General features: G+C 64.7%; 15 protein-coding genes. 13 read left to right on the forward strand and 2 right to left on the reverse strand.

Going from position 1 to position 18,406, the window contains the following annotated elements; genetic code table 11:
- Positions 1-132 precede the first annotated feature (132 nt).
- The 13 genes from OXS31_RS02195 to OXS31_RS02255 all read left to right on the forward strand — a co-directional run bounded on the left by OXS31_RS02195 (position 133) and on the right by OXS31_RS02255 (position 16,251).
- Positions 133-1,938, forward strand: a complete 1,806-nt coding sequence (locus OXS31_RS02195) for a phenylacyl-CoA dehydrogenase (protein ID WP_027600706.1) — start codon at positions 133-135, stop codon at positions 1,936-1,938.
- 187 nt (positions 1,939-2,125) lie between these two features.
- On the forward strand, positions 2,126-3,895 hold the full coding sequence (locus OXS31_RS02200) for an acyl-CoA dehydrogenase C-terminal domain-containing protein (protein WP_267397808.1): 1,770 nt from the start codon (positions 2,126-2,128) through the stop codon (positions 3,893-3,895).
- A 359-nt stretch (positions 3,896-4,254) separates the two neighbouring features.
- Positions 4,255-4,413 carry a YqaE/Pmp3 family membrane protein gene (locus OXS31_RS02205; RefSeq protein ID WP_007159763.1) on the forward strand — a complete coding sequence of 53 codons (159 nt, stop codon included), beginning with the start codon at positions 4,255-4,257 and terminating at the stop codon, positions 4,411-4,413.
- A gap of 262 nt (positions 4,414-4,675) precedes the next feature.
- On the forward strand, positions 4,676-8,212 hold the full coding sequence (locus tag OXS31_RS02210) for a response regulator (RefSeq protein ID WP_267397810.1): 3,537 nt from the start codon (positions 4,676-4,678) through the stop codon (positions 8,210-8,212).
- A 3-nt stretch (positions 8,213-8,215) separates the two neighbouring features.
- Complete coding sequence (locus tag OXS31_RS02215) at positions 8,216-9,034, forward strand: protein-glutamate O-methyltransferase CheR (RefSeq protein WP_027597501.1); 819 nt, start codon at positions 8,216-8,218, stop codon at positions 9,032-9,034.
- A gap of 1 nt (position 9,035) precedes the next feature.
- Positions 9,036-9,623, forward strand: a complete 588-nt coding sequence (locus OXS31_RS02220) for a chemotaxis protein CheB (protein WP_044342245.1) — start codon at positions 9,036-9,038, stop codon at positions 9,621-9,623.
- Positions 9,616-10,812: a hybrid sensor histidine kinase/response regulator gene (locus OXS31_RS02225; protein ID WP_027600709.1), complete on the forward strand. Its 1,197-nt coding sequence runs from the start codon at positions 9,616-9,618 to the stop codon at positions 10,810-10,812. Before OXS31_RS02220 ends, OXS31_RS02225 begins: the two co-directional genes overlap by 8 nt.
- Positions 10,813-10,908: 96 nt before the next feature.
- Positions 10,909-11,727: an NAD(P)-dependent oxidoreductase gene (locus tag OXS31_RS02230; RefSeq protein WP_027597503.1), complete on the forward strand. Its 819-nt coding sequence runs from the start codon at positions 10,909-10,911 to the stop codon at positions 11,725-11,727.
- Between the two features lie 11 nt (positions 11,728-11,738).
- The gene (locus OXS31_RS02235) at positions 11,739-12,617 is read left to right on the forward strand and encodes an SMP-30/gluconolactonase/LRE family protein (RefSeq protein WP_077171065.1); all 879 of its coding nucleotides are present in this window, start codon (positions 11,739-11,741) and stop codon (positions 12,615-12,617) included.
- Positions 12,618-12,777: 160 nt separating this feature from the next.
- The gene (locus OXS31_RS02240; RefSeq protein ID WP_186381119.1) at positions 12,778-14,037 is read left to right on the forward strand and encodes an acyltransferase family protein; all 1,260 of its coding nucleotides are present in this window, start codon (positions 12,778-12,780) and stop codon (positions 14,035-14,037) included.
- Positions 14,038-14,095: 58 nt separating this feature from the next.
- Entirely contained in the window at positions 14,096-14,677 is a 582-nt protein-coding gene (locus OXS31_RS02245; protein ID WP_027597506.1) for a DUF4337 domain-containing protein, read from the forward strand.
- Between the two features lie 135 nt (positions 14,678-14,812).
- Positions 14,813-15,064 carry a helix-turn-helix domain-containing protein gene (locus OXS31_RS02250; RefSeq protein WP_026083668.1) on the forward strand — a complete coding sequence of 84 codons (252 nt, stop codon included), beginning with the start codon at positions 14,813-14,815 and terminating at the stop codon, positions 15,062-15,064.
- On the forward strand, positions 15,064-16,251 hold the full coding sequence (locus tag OXS31_RS02255; RefSeq protein WP_144954328.1) for a type II toxin-antitoxin system HipA family toxin: 1,188 nt from the start codon (positions 15,064-15,066) through the stop codon (positions 16,249-16,251). The genes OXS31_RS02250 and OXS31_RS02255 overlap by 1 nt, the downstream gene beginning before the upstream one ends.
- Before the next feature lie 346 nt (positions 16,252-16,597).
- On the opposite strand, the gene OXS31_RS02260 is transcribed toward OXS31_RS02255, so the two are convergent.
- Positions 16,598-17,509 (reverse strand): restriction endonuclease, encoded by a 912-nt coding sequence (locus OXS31_RS02260; RefSeq protein WP_267397816.1) that lies wholly within the window; start codon positions 17,507-17,509, stop codon positions 16,598-16,600.
- 14 nt (positions 17,510-17,523) lie between these two features.
- The gene (locus OXS31_RS02265) at positions 17,524-18,390 is read right to left on the reverse strand and encodes a hypothetical protein (protein ID WP_267397817.1); all 867 of its coding nucleotides are present in this window, start codon (positions 18,388-18,390) and stop codon (positions 17,524-17,526) included.
- Positions 18,391-18,406: the final 16 nt, after the last annotated feature.

An 18,406-nucleotide genomic window follows, 5' to 3' on the forward strand; every position in this document is an offset into this window, starting at 1 on the left:
CGTCCTCGCCACGCTTGACAAGGCCAGGCCTGGAACATTAGTTTCAAACGACTGTTTAAACGCCCTGGCGGCAGGTCTGCAGCGACGCTGCCGCCACCCTCGACAACAAGCATTCGCAAAGAGGTAACAGTCATGCCCGATTACAAAGCCCCCCTGCGGGACATCCGCTTCGTCCGCGACGAACTCCTGGGCTATGACGCGCACTACCAGAGCCTGCCCGGGTGCGGCGACGCCACTCCCGACATGGTCTCCGCCATCCTCGAAGAAGGCGCCAAGTTCTGCGAACAGGTCCTGGCGCCGCTCAATCGCATCGGCGATCAGCAGGGCTGCACCTGGAGCGAAGACGGGGTGAAGACCCCCGATGGCTTCAAGGAAGCCTATGCCCAGTTCGTCGAAGGCGGCTGGCCGAGCCTGGCGCACAACCCGGCCCACGGTGGCCAGGGCCTGCCCGAATCCCTCGGCATCTCCCTGTCGGAAATGGTCGGCCAGGCCAACTGGTCCTGGGGCATGTACCCCGGCCTGTCCCACGGCGCCATGAACACCCTGGAGCAGCACGGCACCGACGAGCAGAAGCACACCTACCTGGAAAAGCTGGTGACCGGCGAGTGGACCGGCACCATGTGCCTGACCGAACCCCACTGCGGTTCCGACCTGGGCATGCTGCGCACCAAGGCCGAGCCGCGTGCTGACGGCAGCTACGCCATCACCGGCACCAAGATCTTCATCTCCGCCGGTGAACACGACATGGCCGAGAACATCGTCCACATCGTGCTGGCCCGCCTGCCCGACGCCCCCGCCGGCACCAAGGGCATCTCGCTGTTCATCGTGCCCAAGCGCCTGCCCGACGCCAGCGGCGCGGCCGGCGAGCGCAACGCCGTGCACTGCGGTTCCCTGGAACACAAGATGGGTATCCACGGCAACGCCACCTGCGTGATGAACTTCGACGGCGCCACCGGCTTCCTGATCGGTCCGCCGAATCGCGGTCTGAACTGCATGTTCACCTTCATGAACTTCGCCCGCATCGGCACCGCCCTGCAGGGCCTGGCCCATGCCGAGGTGGCCTTCCAGGGCGGTCTGAAGTACGCCCGCGAGCGGCTGCAGATGAGGTCCCTGACCGGTCCCAAGGCGCCCGAGAAGCCCGCCGATCCCATCATCGTGCACCCCGACGTGCGCCGCATGCTGCTGACCATGAAGGCCTTCGCCGAAGGCAGCCGGGCGATGATCTACTACACCGCCAAGCTGGTGGACATCCTCAAGTACAGCCAGGACGAAGAGCAGAAGCAGCAGGTCGAGACCCAGCTGGCCTTCCTCACCCCCATCGCCAAGGCCTTCATGACCGAGGTGGGTTTCGAGGCGGCGAGCCACGGCGTGCAGATCTACGGCGGCCACGGCTACATCGCCGAGTGGGGCATGGAGCAGAATCTGCGCGATGCCCGCATCGCCATGCTCTACGAGGGCACCACTGGCATCCAGGCCATCGACCTGCTGGGTCGCAAGGTGCTGATGACCCAGGGTGAATCCCTCAAGGCCTTCACCAAGGTGGTGCACAAGTTCTGCCAGGCCAACGCCGAGAATGCCCAGCTCAAGGCCTTCGTCGAGCCGCTGGCCAAGCTGAACAAGGAGTGGGGCGAGATCACCCTCAAGGTCGGCATGGCCGCCATGAAGGATCGCGAAGAGGTGGGCGCCGCCGCCGTCGACTACCTGATGTACTCCGGCTACTGCTGCCTGGCGTACTTCTGGGCCGACATGGCCCGGGTCGCCGCCGAGAAGCTGGCCGCCGGTACCGAGGAGGCCGCCTTCTACCAGGCCAAGCTGGCCACCGCGCGCTTCTACTATGAGCGCCTGCTGCCCCGTACCCGCGCCCATGCCGAGGCGCTGCTGGCCGGCGCCGGCAGCCTGATGGCCCTGGCCGAGGAAGACTTCGCCCTCGGCTACTGAGGCGTCGTCGCTCCACTGAAAACCCCGCTCCGGCGGGGTTTTCGTCTTTTCGCGTCCGCGAAAAAAACACCTACTGCAGACCTCCGATCGGCTGACCATCAGGTCAGATCATGAACCTATGTCTCCCTTCCGGTTCGGTCTTACACTCGGGTCATACCGACAAGAACACCTTCCGAGGAGACTCGACATGGCCGACTACACCCCGCCGCTTCGCGATATCCGTTTCGTGCTGGATGCCGTCCTCAAGGTCAAGGACCGCTGGAGTCAGTGGCCCGCCCTGGCCGAGGTGGTGGACGGCGAGACCGCCGATGCCATCCTCGAAGAAGCCGGCAAGCTGTGCGCCCAGGAACTGGCGCCGCTCAATCGCAATTCCGATGAAGAAGGCTGCCACTGGCAAGCCGGTGAAGTGACCACGCCCCAGGGCTTCCGCCAGGCCTACCAGGCCTTTGCCGAAGGCGGCTGGGTGGGGGTTGGTGGGGATCCCGAATACGGCGGCATGGGCATGCCCAAGGTGCTCACCGCCCAGGTCGAGGAAATGATGCACGCCAGCTGCCTGGCCTTCGGTCTCTATCCGATGCTTAGCGCCGGCGCCTGCCTGGCCCTGCACGCCCATGGCAGCGAAGCCCTGAAGCAGGCCTACCTGCCCAATCTCTACAGTGGCCAGTGGGCCGGCTCCATGTGCCTGACCGAGCCCCATGCCGGTACCGACCTGGGCCTGATCCGCACCCGCGCCGAGCCCCAGGCCGACGGCAGCTACCGGGTCACCGGTACCAAGATCTTCATCACCGCCGGGGAGCACGACCTCACCGAGAACATCATCCACCTGGTGCTGGCCAAGCTGCCCGATGCGCCGGCCGGTTCCCGGGGCATCTCGCTGTTCCTGGTGCCCAAGATCCTGGTGGACGAGGCGGGCGCTCTGGGCGCGCGTAACGCCGTGGCCTGTGGCTCCCTGGAACACAAGATGGGCATCAAGGGCGCCGCCACCTGCGTGATGAACTTCGATGGCGCGGTCGGCTACCTGGTGGGCGAGGTCAACAAGGGCCTGGCCGCTATGTTCACCATGATGAACTACGAGCGCCTGGGCGTCGGCATCCAGGGCCTGGGCTCGAGCGAACGCTCCTACCAGAACGCCCTGGCCTATGCCCGCGAACGCCTGCAGAGCCGCTCCCCGGCCGGTATCCAGCAGGCCGCCAAGAACGCCGATCCCATCATCGTCCACCCCGATGTGCGGCGCATGCTGCTGACCATGAAGGCGCTGAACGAAGGCGGCCGGCTGTTCTCCAGCTATGTGGCCCTGCAACTCGACACCGCCAAGTACAGCCCCGAGCCGGCCGAGCGCGAACGCGCCGAAGCCCTGGTGGCGCTGCTCACCCCGGTGGCCAAGGGATTCCTCACCGATCTCGGCCTGGAACTCTGCGTCGCCGGCCAGCAGGTGTTCGGCGGCCATGGCTACATCCGCGAATGGGGTCAGGAACAGCTGGTGCGCGACGTGCGCATCACCCAGATCTACGAAGGCACCAACGGCATCCAGGCCCTCGACCTGGTCGGCCGCAAGCTGGCCGGCAGTCGCGGCGCCCTCTACCGGCCCTTCAGCGAAGAGGTCCATGGCTATCTCGCCAGCCTGCCGGCGGACAACGAATTCGCCGCGCCCCTGCGCCAGGCCCTGGATCAGCTGGACGGCGCGACCGAGTGGCTGCTGCAGGCCGGCGCCAGCGACCCCCATGAGCTCGGCGCCGCCTCGGTGGACTACCTGCACCTGTTCGGCTATGTCGCCTATGCCTATCTCTGGGCACGGGCCGCGGCTGCCGCGGCGGAGCAGGACGCGGCCTTCGCCGAAGCCAAGCTGGCCACCGCACGCTTCTATTTCGCCCGCCTGCTGCCGCGCACCCTGAGCCTGGCGGCCGCCGTGCGCAGCGGCGCCCAGCCGCTCTACGCCCTGGCCGAGGAGGCCTTCTAAGCTGTTGACGGAAAAGGTGAAAAGCCATGTCGTGTAAGCTTTGGCTTACATGACGTCGCCGCGATAAGCCATCGCCTACACCCGGGTAGCTGCGTAATCTACACCCATCGGATCGCGGTACAGGATGTGCCCAGCGCTCCAGATGACTTCAAGGAAATGTGGCCAGGATGGCCCCCCGGCAAGGATGTCGGGCAGAGACTTACAGGGATAGATGGCCAAGGATTGGCGGCCCGACAAGGATGTTGGGTTAGGTCTGCGAAACCCCGCTTCGGCGGGGTTTTTTATTGCCTGCCGGAACCTGATTCAGGCCCTGCCAGTCTTAGAGGCATCTTCTTGCCTGCCTGCTACTGGAGCCTGAAATGGACCTCATCCGCCTCATCTTCGCCATCATCCTGCCGCCCGTGGGCGTCTTTCTCCAGGTCGGCTTCGGCGGCGCCTTCTGGCTGAACATCCTGCTGACGCTGCTGGGTTACATTCCGGGTATCATCCATGCCGTCTGGGTGATTGCTCGTCGCTGAACCCACGGCCGGATCGCGGCCCCGGTGCCGCAATCGACTGGCTGACCTAGGGGTCAGCGCAACCGAAGCGGCAGGGGCTTGAGGGCAAGAGGTCCGCGCTAGGCGAGGGCGCTTCCTGCAGCCCTGTTCGAGGCCTGCCGGCCCACCACACCGGTATCCTTGATCGACCGCCGGTGGTGCCACGGTCAGTGACGACACCCCTCCGCAGGCCGAGGCTTTGCCGTCGCCGACCGTTTTGTCCCGTACAAGGCTTTCAGACCCCATGAATCGCGAGTCGCCCCTCGATCAGAAGCATTTCAGCCAGATCCTCAAGCGCAATCTCTCCCTGCCTCTGAGCATCGGTGTCTTCAGCGCGATCTTCTTTATCGCCATCATCTATTACCTGCTGAAGGTCACCCAGTGGGTCGAGCATACCGACCGCGTCATCAGCGAGGCCAATGCCAACTTCCGCCTGGTGGTCGACCTGGAAACCGGGATGCGCGGCTATCTGCTGAGCGGCAATACTGCCTTCCTGCAGCCCTATGAACGCGCGCTGCCCAATGTCGAGCCGCAGCTCGATGAATTGAAGAATCTGGTCAGCGACAGTGCCGTGCAGATCCGGCGCCTGGAACGGATCGAAGCGGTGCATCGCGAGTGGCGCGACTATGCGAGCCGGGTGATCGATGCGCGGCGGTTGGGTGGCGATTTCCAGACGCCGCTGAACGATGGCCAGGGCAAGAACCGCATCGACAGCATCCGCCGCGACTACACCGATTTCATCGCCTACGAAGAGCAGATGCGCGCCGAGCGCACCGAGACGGCCAGTCGCATGACGGTGATCTTCGTCGCCGCCTTCCTGATCGTCAGCCTGCTGCTGTCGGGCATCATGGCCTTCTTCGGGCGCCGCGAGCTCATGCGACTCTCCGCGACCTATACCCGGCTGCTCGATCAGCAGGCCGAGCACACCGACAATCTGGAACGGCAGAGCTGGTTCCGTTCGGGCCAGAATCAGCTGTCGGAAGCCGTCATCGGCCAGGCGTCACTGGCGCCGCTGGGCCAGAGCATCCTGCAATTCCTGGCGCGCTATCTCGGCGCTGCGGCCGGCGCCCTCTATGTGCGACTCGACGACGGCAGTCTGGAGCGCGTCGCCGACTACGCCCTGGACGACGAGGGCCGTCGTCGGCGCCAGCGCCTGGCGCCGGGCGAGGGTCTGGCCGGTCAGGCGGTGCTGGACGGTCGCGTCATGGCGCTGGAGCAGTTGCCCGCCGACTACCTCAAGGTCAACTCGGCCCTGGGTGAACGCCAGGCCAGCGCAGCGCTCATCGTGCCCATCGAGAACGACGGCCGGGTGAATGGCGTGGTCGAGCTGGGCTTCCTGCGTGCCCTGCGCCCGCAGGATGAGGAGCTGCTGACCCTGATCGCCGATTCCATCGGCTCCTCGGTGGAAGCTGCGCGCTATCGCCAGCGCCTGCAGCAGGTCCTGGCGGAAACCCAGCAACTCAACGAAGAACTCCAGGTTCAGCAGGAAGCACTGCGCACCGCCAACGAAGAGCTGGAAGAGCAGTCCCAGGCGCTCAAGGAGTCCCAGGTCCATCTGGAGCAGCAGCAGGCGGAGCTGGAGCAGACCAACGAGCAGCTCTCCGAACAGGCCCAGGAACTGCTGCAGCAGCGCGATGTGCTGGACGACCGCAACAATCGCCTCAACGAAGCCCAGCAGATGCTGGAAGACCGGGCGCGCGAGCTGGAACGGGCCAGTCAGTACAAGTCCGAATTCCTGGCGAACATGTCCCACGAATTGCGCACACCGCTGAACAGCTCGCTGATCCTGTCCAAGCTGCTGGCCGACAACCCGGCCGGTAACCTGAGCGGCGAGCAGGTGCGCTACGCCGAATCCATCTATTCGGCGGGCAATGACCTGCTGACCCTGATCAACGACATCCTCGACATCTCTAAGGTCGAGGCCGGCATGCTGGAGATCCGCCCGGAGCAGCTGTCCGTGCGCCGCCTGGTGGAAGCCCTGAAGACCGCCTTCGAGCCGGTGGCCCAGAACAAGGGTGTCGCCTTCGTGGTGGAGCTGGACGCGCGGATGCCGCCGGCCTTCTTCAGCGATCGCCAGCGGGTCGAGCAGATCCTCAAGAATCTGCTGTCCAACGCCTTCAAGTTCACCGAGCACGGCCAGGTGACCCTGCGCCTTTCGCTGGAAGACGGCCAGCCCAGCTTCGCGGTGAGCGATACCGGTATCGGCATCGCCGCCGAGCAGCAGGAGCTGATCTTCGAGGCCTTCCGCCAGGCGGATGGCGCCATCACCCGGCGCTATGGCGGCACCGGCCTGGGGCTGTCGATCTCCCGTGACCTGGCACTGCTGCTAGGCGGCACCCTGAGCGTCACCAGCCAGCCGGGGGAGGGCAGCACCTTCACCCTGCGCCTGCCGCTGGAGTATCAGGAAGCCGCTGCGCCTGCTCTACCCATCACCCCGGTTACCGCCCCTGCCGCGAACACCGCGCCGGCTGCGGCATCCGCGCCCCTGCCGGCCCTGGCCGCCACCCCGCGTCCGCCGGCTGCACCGCCGATCACCGAGGCGGCGGCTCCCGTGGGAGCGGCCTTCGCCGACGACCGGGACGACTGGCCCTATCCGGATCGCCGGGTGCTGGTGATCGAAGACGAGGTGCCCTTCGCGCAGATCCTCTTTGATCTGGCCCACGAGCTGAAATACAGCTGCCTGGTGGCCCATCGCGCCGAGGAAGGCTTCGCCGCGGCCCTGGAATACCGTCCGGATGCCATCCTGCTGGACATGGGCCTGCCCGATCATTCCGGTCTCACGGTGCTGGAACGGCTCAAGGAAAATCCGCTGACCCGCCACATCCCGGTGCACGTGGTCTCGGCCTCGGATCGCATCGAGACGGCCATGCACATGGGCGCGGTCGGCTACGCCATCAAGCCCACCACCCGCGACGAACTCCGCGAGGCCTTCACTCGCCTGGAAGCCAAGTTCGCCGCCGGCATCAAGCGGGTGCTGCTGGTGGAAGACGACGCCCTGCAGCGCGACAGCATCGCCAAGCTGATCGGCGACGTGGACGTGGAGATCACCGCGGTGGAGATGGGCAGCCAGGCCCTGGAACTGCTGCGCGACGAGGTCTACGACTGCATGGTCATCGACCTCAAGCTGCCCGACATGGAAGGCGGCGAACTGCTCCAGCGCATGGCCAGCGAAGACATCTGCTCCTTCCCGCCGGTGATCGTCTACACCGGGCGCAGCCTGACCCGCGACGAAGAGGCGGCGCTGCTCAAGTATTCGCGCTCCATCATCATCAAGGGCGCGCGCTCGCCCGAGCGGCTGCTCGACGAGGTGACCCTGTTCCTGCACAAGATCGAGGCCGACATGCCGCTCGATCGCCAGCGCATGCTGGAAAGCGCCCGCAGCCGCGAGAAGGCCTTCGACGGCCGCACCCTGCTGCTGGTGGACGACGACGTGCGCAACATCTTCGCCCTCACCAGCGCCCTGGAGCAGAAGGGCGCCAAGGTGGAGATCGCCCGCAACGGCCTGGAGGCGCTGGAAAAGCTCGACAACAGCGACACCATCGACCTGGTGCTGATGGACATCATGATGCCGATGATGGATGGCTACGAAGCCATGCGCGAGATCCGCAAGCGACCGCACATGAAGAAGCTGCCGATCATCGCCATCACCGCCAAGGCCATGAAGGACGACCAAGAGCGCTGCCTCGCCGCCGGCGCCAGCGACTACCTGGCCAAGCCCATCGACCTGGACCGGCTGTTCTCGCTGATCCGCGTCTGGATGCCGTCGCTGGAGCGGCTGTAGGTCATGAGCGAACGGCTGCAGGACATCGAGCTAAGGTTGCTGCTGGAAGGCATCTTCCTGAGGTACAGCCACGACTTCCGCAACTACTCCAAGGCCTCGCTCAAGCGCCGGGTGCTGCAGGCGCTGACGCGCTTCGACTGTCCGAGCATCTCGGCGCTGCAGGAGCGGGTATTGCGCGATCCGGCGCTGTTCGCCGAGTTGCTGCAATTCATCACCATCCCGGTCAGCGAGATGTTTCGCGATCCGGGCTACTTCCTTGCCCTGCGCCAGCAGGTGGTACCGGTCCTGCGCACCTATCCCTCGCTCAAGGTGTGGATCGCCGGCTGCAGCACCGGCGAGGAGGTCTTCTCGATGGCCATCCTGTTCCAGGAGGAAGGGCTGCTCGACCGCACCTTGTTCTATGCCACCGACATCAATCCGCGCTCCATGGAAAAGGCCCGCCAGGGCATCTTTCCGCTGGAGCGGATGCGCGCCTACACCGCCAGTTACCAGAAGGCCGGCGGCACCCGCGCGTTTTCCGACTACTACACCGCAGCCTACGACGGCGCGCTGTTCGACAAGTCGCTGATCGCCAACGTGACCTTCGCCGATCACAGCCTGGCCACCGACAGCGTCTTTTCCGAGACCCAGCTGGTGTCCTGCCGCAACGTGCTCATCTACTTCAACAAGAATCTGCAGAATCGGGCGCTCGGGCTGTTCCACGAGTCCCTGAGCCACCGCGGCTTTCTCGGCCTGGGCAGCAAGGAGTCGCTGGACTTCTCCGCCTATGCCAACCACTTCGAGCCGGTGGTGAAGCAGGAACGGCTGTTCCGCAGGCTCTAGCATGTTCCCGCCCCGCAAGCCGTTGCGCCTCATTGTCATCGGAGCCTCTGCCGGCGGGCTGCAGGTCCTGCTGCGCCTGCTCTCGACCCTGCCGGCCAGTTACCGCCTGCCGCTGGCCGTGGTGCTGCACCTGCCGGACGATCGCACCTCGCGCCTGGCCGAGCTGTTTCAGCAGCGGCTGGCCCTGCGGGTGCGCGAGGCCGAGGACAAGGACGCTATACTGCCGGGCACCCTGTATTTCGCGCCGCCGGGTTATCACCTGCTGGTGGAGGACGACTTCACCCTGTCGCTGTCCCGCGACGAGCCGGTGCAGTTCTCCCGGCCGTCCATCGATGTGCTGTTCGAAAGCGCGACCGACGCCCTGGGCGAGCAGGTCTGCGGCATCCTGCTGACCGGTGCCAACCATGACGGGGCCAGCGGCCTGCACGCCCTGGCGCAGAACGGCGGGGTCACCGTCGTCCAGTCGCCGCAATCGGCCGAGGTGCCGACCATGCCCGAGGCGGCCTTGAAGAGATTCCACCCGGATTTCGTGCTGGATGTGCCGGGCATCCATCTATTGCTCATCGAGCTGGAACGCGACCATGGCTGAAGTACCCGTCGAACAGGCGAAGCTCCTGCTCGTAGACGACCTGCCGGAAAATCTCCTGGCGCTGGAAGCCCTGCTGCGCAGCGAGGCGCTGGAGATCTTCCAGGCCAGCTCCGCCGAGGCCGCGCTGGAGCTGCTGCTGATGCACGAATTCGCCCTGGCGATCCTCGATGTGCAGATGCCGGGCATGAACGGCTTCGAACTGGCGGAGATGATGCGCGGCCTGGAAAAGACCCGGCACATCCCCATCGTCTTCGTCAGCGCCGCCGGCCGCGACCTCAACTATGCCTTCAAGGGCTACGAGAGCGGTGCGGTGGATTTCCTGCACAAGCCCCTCGATGTCCATGCGGTGAAGAGCAAGACCCGGGTGTTCGTCGACCTTTACTGGCACCGCAAGCGCCTGGCCGAGCAGCTGGTGGCCCTGGAGCAGAGTCGCCAGGAGCAGGAGATCCTGCTGGCGGAACTGCGCCAGACGCAGGTCGAGCTGCAGCAGGCGGTGCGTACCCGCGACGACTTCATGTCCATGGTCTCCCACGAACTCAAGACGCCGCTCAACACCCTGATGCTCGAGGCCCAGTTGCGCCGCATGTACCTGGACAAGGGCAAGCTGGAAGCCTTCACCCCCGACAAGCTGGCTGGCATGGCCGAGCGCGACGAACGGCAGATCCAGCGCCTGGTGCACCTGATCGACGACATGCTCGACATCTCGCGCATCCGCACCGGCAAGCTGTCGATCCGCCCCTCGCAGTGCGATCTCGCGGCCCTGGTCAACACCGTGGTCGACAGCTTCGCCTCGCAATTCGCCGCGGCCGGCTGCCCGGTGGAGTTGCACGCCGAAGGCCCGGCGCCCGGCTACTGGGACGAATTCCGCATCGAGCAGGTGATCACCAACCTGCTGACCAATGCCATGAGATACGGCGCCGGACGTCCGGTGGAGATCTCCCTGCGCAGCGACGGCGCCGACGTGGAGCTGAGCGTCAAGGACCACGGTATCGGCATCCCGGTGGAGCACCAGGCCCTGATTTTCCGCCAGTTCGAGCGCGCCAGTGGCACCGAGAACATCGCCGGCCTGGGCCTGGGCCTCTATATCGCCGACCAGATCGTCAAGGCACACCACGGCAGCCTGCACGTGGAAAGCATCGCCGGGCAGGGTGCGACCTTCCGCCTGCGGCTACCCTGTCTGCCGGCCTAGGTAGCATTGACAGGACCCCGGGCGCCCGCGAGAATCGCAAAAAGAGGTGAGATGTCGTACCTCTTGCCAAATAACTCCATAAGAAGGCGCCCGCTCATGTCCGAAGTCTCCTCGTCACCCTTCCATCGACTCCTGCTCACCGGTGCTGCCGGTGGCCTGGGCAAGGAGCTGCGCCAGCGGCTCAAGCCCCATGCCGAGATCCTGCGGCTGTCCGACATCGCGCCGATGGCTGCGGCCGAAGGCCCGGCGGAAGAGGTGGTGACCTGCGACCTGGCGGACAAGGCCGGCGTTCATGCGCTGGTGGAAGGCGTCGACGCCATCCTGCACTTCGGCGGGATTTCCACCGAGCACGCCTTCGAGCCCATCCTCGAAGCCAACATCCGTGGCACCTTCAACCTCTATGAGGCCGCGCGGCGCCACGGGGTGAAGCGCATCGTCTTCGCCAGCTCCAACCATGTGATCGGCTTCTATCGCCAGGATCAGCGCATCGACGCCAGCGTGCCCCAGCGTCCGGACAGCTACTACGGCCTGTCCAAGGCCTTTGGCGAGGACCTGGCCAGCTTCTATTTCGATCGCTATGGCATCGAGACGGTGAGCATCCGCATTGGCTCCTCCTTCCCCGAGGCGCAGAATCGCCGCATGCTCGCCACCTGGCTGAGCTACGAGGACCTGACCGATCTCATCCTGCGCAGCCTGACCACCCCGGACGTCGGCCATACCATCGTCTACGGCGCCTCCGCCAACCGCGACAGCTGGTGGGACAACCGCCTGGCCGCGCACCTGGGCTTCCAGCCCAAGGACAGCTCCGAGCCATTCCGCGCCAAGGTCGAAGCCCAGCCCATGCCGGCAGCGGACGATCCGTCGATGGTCTACCAGGGTGGTGCCTTCGTCGCCACCGGTCCCTTCGACGACTGAGGAGGGCCGCCATGACTGCCGAATTGCTCGTCGATGCCCGCAACGCCACCGGTGAGTGCCCGGTCTGGCAGGTCGCCGAACAGGCGCTCTACTGGGTCGATATCCCGGCCAAACGGCTGCACCGCTGGACCGCGGCTGGTGCCCTGGACAGCTGGAGTGCACTGGAAATGCTCGCCTGCATCGCTGCCCGCGAGGGTGGCGGCTGGCTCGCCGGTCTGGAAAGCGGCCTCTTCGCCCTGCAGGCCGAGGCTTCCGGCCAGCTGAGCGGCGAACGCCTGGTCGCTCTCGACCATGCCCAGCCGGCCATGCGATGCAACGACGGTCGCTGCGATCGCCAGGGCCGCTTCCTGGTGGGCACCATGGTGCAGGACATGGCCCAGGGCGCGCCGGCTGGACGCCTCTACAGTCATGCGGCGGGCGAGGGCGCTCGGCTGCTGCTGGACGACCTCATCGTGCCCAATGGCCTGGCCCTGAGCCCCGATGGCCGCACCCTCTATCTGTCCGACTCCCATCCCAGCCGTCAGCTGATCTGGGCCTTCGACTACGATCCGGATACCGGCACACCCAGCAACCGGCGGCTGTTCGTCGACATGAACGCCCATCCCGGCCGACCCGATGGCGCCGCGGTGGATGTCGACGGCTGCTACTGGATCTGCGGCAACGATGCCGGCCTGATCCACCGCTTCACCCCCGATGGCCGCCTGGATCGCTCCCTGAGCGTACCGGTCAAGAAGCCGGCCATGTGCGCCTTTGGCGGGCGCAATCTGGATACCCTGTTCGTGACCTCCATCCGTCCGGGGGGCGATCTCAGCGATCAACCGCTGGCGGGTGGACTCTTCGCCCTGGATCCCGGGGTTCAGGGGTTGCCGGAGCCTGCGTTCGCCGGGTGAATCAATCCCGGTTCAGGGACCGCAGGGCTTCCAGGCTGCGGAGTCCTGAGCGGTGCATGGCAACCTTGGGAAACCAGTTGTCATGCTTTTGTCATGAAGATCGGCAGGGGTCCTGCCCGGGCGGCTTATAATCAGATTCTATCCGCCGTAATTCGCCGCCATGACCTCTTCAACCGCAAGCCGCCCCACCGCCCGTTACTACGGCCTGGAATGGCTGAGATTCCTCATGGCGCTGTACATGGTCGTCTACCACCTGGGCGGGCTCTACAGCGATCTGCCGGACGCCTTTCGCCGGCTGGCCGGCATGGGCTTCTTCGCCACCAGCACCTTCTTCCTGCTGTCGGGCTTCCTGCTGGCCCATGTCAGCCTGGATCGCCAGGGCGCGCTCAAGGGCAGCTCCCGTGGCTTCGTCCTGCGGCGGCTGTGCAATCTCTATCCCATCCACCTGCTGACCCTGCTGGTCGCGCTGGGGCTGTCCTACTGGCTGTCCCAGGATTCCTGGCTGGAACACGGGGTGCCGGTCTACTACAACCAGCACCCCTATCTGCAGCTGGAAGAGGGCAGCGAGCTGGACGAGATGCTGCCGCTGTCCTGGCTGGCCGCCACCACCCACGTGCTCCTGCAACTGCTGCTGTTGCAATCCTGGGAGCCACGCTTCCTCTGGCTCAACGGCGCCGCCTGGTCGATCTCGGCGCTGCTGTTCTTCTACCTGCTGTTTCCGCTGCTCGGTCCGCGGCTGATGCGCCTGCGCCGCTGGGCCCTGGCCGCCGCCGCGCTCTGGGGGCTCTATCTGCTCGGTCCGCTGGTGGCCACCTGGGCCCAGGCCTTCGATACCGTGACGGTGGGCGTCATCCACCGCAATCCGCTGATCCGCCTGCCGGAATTCCTGCTCGGCATCCTGCTCTATCGCGCCGTTCAAGAGCCCTGGGTGGCCGAGACGACCCAGCGCCTGCGCCTGCCGCTGCTGCTGTTCGGCCTGACCGGCCTGTGGCTGGGCGCCCTGCTGCTGGAAGGCGATGGCCGCCGCTGGTTCTACCTGGTCCACAACGGCCTGCTGACACCCTTCCAGGCCGCGGTGCTGCTGGCCTGCGCCACCTTCGGCGAACCCGGTCGCGCCGGCGTGCGCCGCCTGGCCCAGCGTCTTGGCGAGGCCTCGCTGTGCATCTTCGCCGTCCACACCCCGCTGATCGGCGTGCTCGAACCCTGGACCCGCACCCTGCTGGGCTGGATGCACCTGGCCGGCGACAGCCTCGAAGACCTGGCCGAAGACGTCGGCGAGGCACTGGCGCTGCCCATCCCCATTCCCGGCTGGATGCTGCCGCTGCACCTGGTGCTCATCGTCCTGCTCGGCCTGGCCATGCAGCGCTGGGTGGCCGGTCCACTGCGCCGCTGGCTGCAGGCGCGCTTGCCCCGGTCTTAAGGAGGCGTTAAGTAGACCCGGCTAGCCTCGCCGCAGGAATCCGCAGCGGAGCTGAGCCTTGTCCAGCGAATACGAAGTCCACGGCCCCCACGACCACGAGGTGGAACACGCCGCCCACGGCGCCCATCGCCGTGACAGCCTCACCGGCCGCATCGCCGTCACCACCGCCATCCTGGCGACCCTCGGCGCGCTCTGCGCCTACCAGGGCGGCAACGCCGAGAGCCTGGCGCTCTACTACAAGAACGAAGAAGCCATCGCCAAGACCGAAGCCGCCAACCAGTGGGGCTACTACCAGGCCAAGGGCGAAAAACAGAACCTTGCCGATTTGGGCGCTGCCCTCGCGACCAACCCCGACACCGCCCAGCGTTTCACCCAGGACAGCCAACGCTACGCCCAGCAAAAGGCCGAGATCCGTACCAAGGCCGAAGCCCTGGAAGCCAAGGTCAATGCCAACGAAGCCCTGAGCGAAACCCAGCTCCACCGCCACCACCGCTGGGCGCAGGCCACCATGCTGATGCAGGTCGCCATCTCCCTGGCCGCCATCACCCTGCTGACCCGGCGGCGCTGGTTGCAGGCGGCGGTGTATGGGGTGGCGGGGGGAGGAGTGGCGGTTGGGGTGTTGGCGTTGCTGCACGTCTAGCCATTTAGGTGATGCCAGAGAGCGACCACCAGGCACGCAAAAGGCACGTCTTGCCACAACGATAGAATTGGCTTTACTGGAAGCTTCAGGTTCCGTATACGTTACAAATCACCGACTTTGTTACGTATGCAGAACATGGATAGCGAGCTGATCAGTCAACGTCTCGGCAGCCAACTCCGCCAGCGGCGTCTTAATCGAGGCCTTACGCAAGCGAGCCTCGCCGAGCTGGCAGGCCTTACTCGGCAAAAGATCATCGCCGTGGAGCGAGGAGACTCCCGTGTCGGTATGGCAGCCTACGCACGAGCGCTCGCAGCCTTGGATTGCGAGCTGGCGATAATCCCTGCCGCCTTGCCGACCCTGGACGAGATTCAGGGGGTATTCGACTGATGAAGACCCGACTGCGCGTCGCAACCCCGGCAGGCGGGAGCGGAGCGCTCATGGCTCAGGATGGTGACTACCTGTTCCGCTACCAGGACGATGCTTCGGCAAGGGCTGCCATCAGTCTGCTGATGCCGGTGCGCCTGGATGACTATCGCCGCCGCGAACTGCATCCGATCTTCCAGATGAATTTGCCAGAAGGCTATGTACTGGAGCAGCTACGCAACAGGTTGGCCAAGCTGGTACCTCTGGATCCCATGGCTCTGCTGGCCCTGACAGGCAGTAGTTCGCCCATCGGTCGCGTGACGGTGACATCGCCTGAGATCGATACACTGCTGGAGCGCCAGCGCTTTCCAGGCGAACGGCTCAGCGAGATTCTCGCCTGGGATGGCACGGAAGACCTGTTCGTCGAGTTGGTGGATCGCTACATCCTGCGCGCCGGTATCTCCGGCGTACAGCCCAAGGTCCTGGTGCCCGAACGGGAGGATGCCCGCTTCACCTCGAAAACCGCCGAGTTGATCATCAAGAGCGGTCGAGACGAATTTCCGGGCCTGGCGATCAACGAATACCTCTGCATGTCCGTGGCCCACGAGTCAGGCATTCCGGTGCCGGAATTTCACCTTTCCAGCAACGCCAAGCTATTCGTCATGCGCCGGTTCGACCGCGACGAACATCTTGAACCTCTCGGCTTCGAAGATATGGCTGCCCTGATGGGGCTGGCAGCGGAGCAGAAGTACAGCAGGAGCTACTCGGCGATCGCCAAGGCCATCCGCCTGTTCTGTGCGCCCGAACATGTCCGCTCTTCGCTGGCGCAACTCTTCGCCACGGTGAGCCTGAGCTGCATCCTCGGCAATGGCGATGCGCATCTGAAGAACTTCGGCTTGCTCTATGCCGACCCTACCCAGCGTGATGCGCGGCTGGCGCCCGCCTACGACATCGTCAACACCACCGCCTACCTTCCCGAGGATGTTCTGGCGCTGGAGTTGATGGGCAACAAGTCGCTGTTTGCCTCGCGCCAGGGTTTGCTGGATTTTGCGGAAGTCTGCGATGTGGAGCGACCAACCGAGGTGATTCGCTCCCAGTTGGAGGCGCTGGAGCTGGTCCTAATGCGTGCAACTGACCTTGGCGAGCAGGCGCCACAGATCGTCGCTGCCATCCAGCACAGCGCTGCGCCCTTCGTGCAGACGTTCGGCTAAAGCACGAGGACTCGGAAAAGGCAGGGCACAAGCCCAAAATCCAGGCACAAAAAAGCCGCGCAACGCGCGGCTCCTGAAAGCTGGTGGGCCCACACGGACTCGAACCGTGGACCAAAGGATTATGAGTTGCCTAGAAACGCTGCAAGCCCAGTAAAATCGGGCGTAGCCTGGCGTAGGTACAGTTAGCTGAAAGTATCGTCGTAGAGCGGGTCAAGCGTAATTTGGCGAAATCTGTAAAAGCTGGGCACTGTACTGCCAGCGTACCGCTTTTTGTACTGCAGATCGGCCTCTGGCTTTCTAGAGATTCCCATCGCTAGGCTATGGGAAGTGATACCGGGTCAATGAGTCAGTCCTCAATGAAATAGTCGTTGTCCAGCTCCTTCACTTCGTATATCTGCTTAACGCTGCAGCCCAAGCTGTTTTCAACCATCAGTCGGGCCAGTTCCACGCCGTCGATCAGCACCACTTTGATATCCAGGCCCATGGCTGCTTCTCGTGCGCCGGCGGAGAACTCCGAGGTGGTGATGAACACACCTTTGCGCGCGCGTTGACGGGTGAGGGCGCCGATAAATTTGTCGATTTCTGGGCGGTGCACGGTGTTGGTCCAGCGCTTGGCCTGCAGGTAGATCACGTCCAGCCCGAGCTTGTCTTCCTTGATAATGCCGTCGATGCCGTCATCGTTGGTTTGCTGGGTGGCGCGTCCGGCTTCCTTGCGCGAGCCGCCGTAGCCCATGGCAATCATCAGGTCGACCACTAATTGCTCGAAGAAATTGGGCGTTGCGGCGCGCACTTGGGCCAACAAGTCATCCGCCAGCGACTTCATCAGGGCCTGGTGCGCCTGGCTCAATTGCTCGTCGGGAGTAATGTCTTCATCGACAGCGGCTTGCAGAGCTTCACTGTCGGCCCTGCTGGGCCGGGCCGAGTGGAACTCGGCGAACTCCGGGTAGCGTTTGAGCCAGCCGACGGTGATTCGCTCTGGGCCTGCGGCCAGTGCTTCTAGCCCGCGCGGGGTGATCTGCACCAGGCCTTTGGCCGGAATGCTCAGCAGTCCGGCCTTGTTCAGGTAGGTGCGCGCCCAGCCCACACGGTTGTTGATCACGGTCTGGCGCCCAGAGGGCAAGCGTTCATGGCGTTCTTCTTCGCTGAGCAAGAATTCGTCGGCAATGCGTGCACGCAGTGTACTCAGGCCTAGCGGCGTGCCGTCGGCGACTGCGTTGAGCACCGGGCGCATGACGCTCTGGAAATCTGGAATGGGCATAGGTCTCCTTGCTGTCAGCGGGATAGAGCAGTCGGCGATGGGGCGCTGCTCAGCTGGCGGGAAAAGCGTTGGTTATCGGTGTGCAGCCGTGCGACCACTTCGGTCAGCCCGGCGCGAAGCAGGCCCTCCTCGGCCTCAGCGCGTAATGCATCAAGCCAGGGCGAGTGTCCGGAGAGGTGCGGCCATAGCTCGTGGTCGGCCTCCAGCGGGTGAGGCCTGCAGCGATCCAGCCAAGACGGGATCAAGCCCCGATGATGGCTCAGTTGATACAGGGAGGCAGTGTCCAGCTGTGAGCGTTGGAAGATGGTGCCATGGTGGTAGGCAATGGCCAGAACCTGCAGTAGGTGCACCAGACTGGGAGGGTGCTCGAAATGACCACTTTCGGTCAGGTGGAAGAAACGGCTGCAGGCAGAAAGATCATCGCCCAACTGCTCCAATACCAAGGCGTAGTAGCCCTCACTGTCAGGGCTGATTACACGAGTGTCCGGGGTGATCAGATAGAGGCGAAACTCGATGCCTTCGGCGACATGGCTGTGCTGCATAAACCACTGATGCAGTTCAGCCGGAGTCTTGTAACTGAAAATCTGCTGGTGAGCGGCATTGCTCAGGCCACTCAGCCAGCCCGGCTCCAGGGCAAAATGCTGGTTGATCCAATCGAGATGCGCTTGCTGCAATACCAGCTTGAGCTGATCGGGGTTGGACCACTGGTACGCCGTCAGCTGCAGCGAGGCCGGCAGCAGTGCGTTGATCTCGGTGCAGGCCACGCCGTGGGCCTCGAAGGTTGCCAGGACGCGCGCGGCCTGTCGCCGAACCGGATTGCGTCGATCACTGATCCAGCCGAGCAGGCGTTGCAGCAGGTCAATCCAATCCTTGGGGTTCATGGGGCTGCTCCTTCAG

The organism is Pseudomonas sp. GM_Psu_1, assembly GCF_026544185.1.
GTDB classification, from domain to species: domain Bacteria; phylum Pseudomonadota; class Gammaproteobacteria; order Pseudomonadales; family Pseudomonadaceae; genus Chryseomonas; species Chryseomonas oryzihabitans.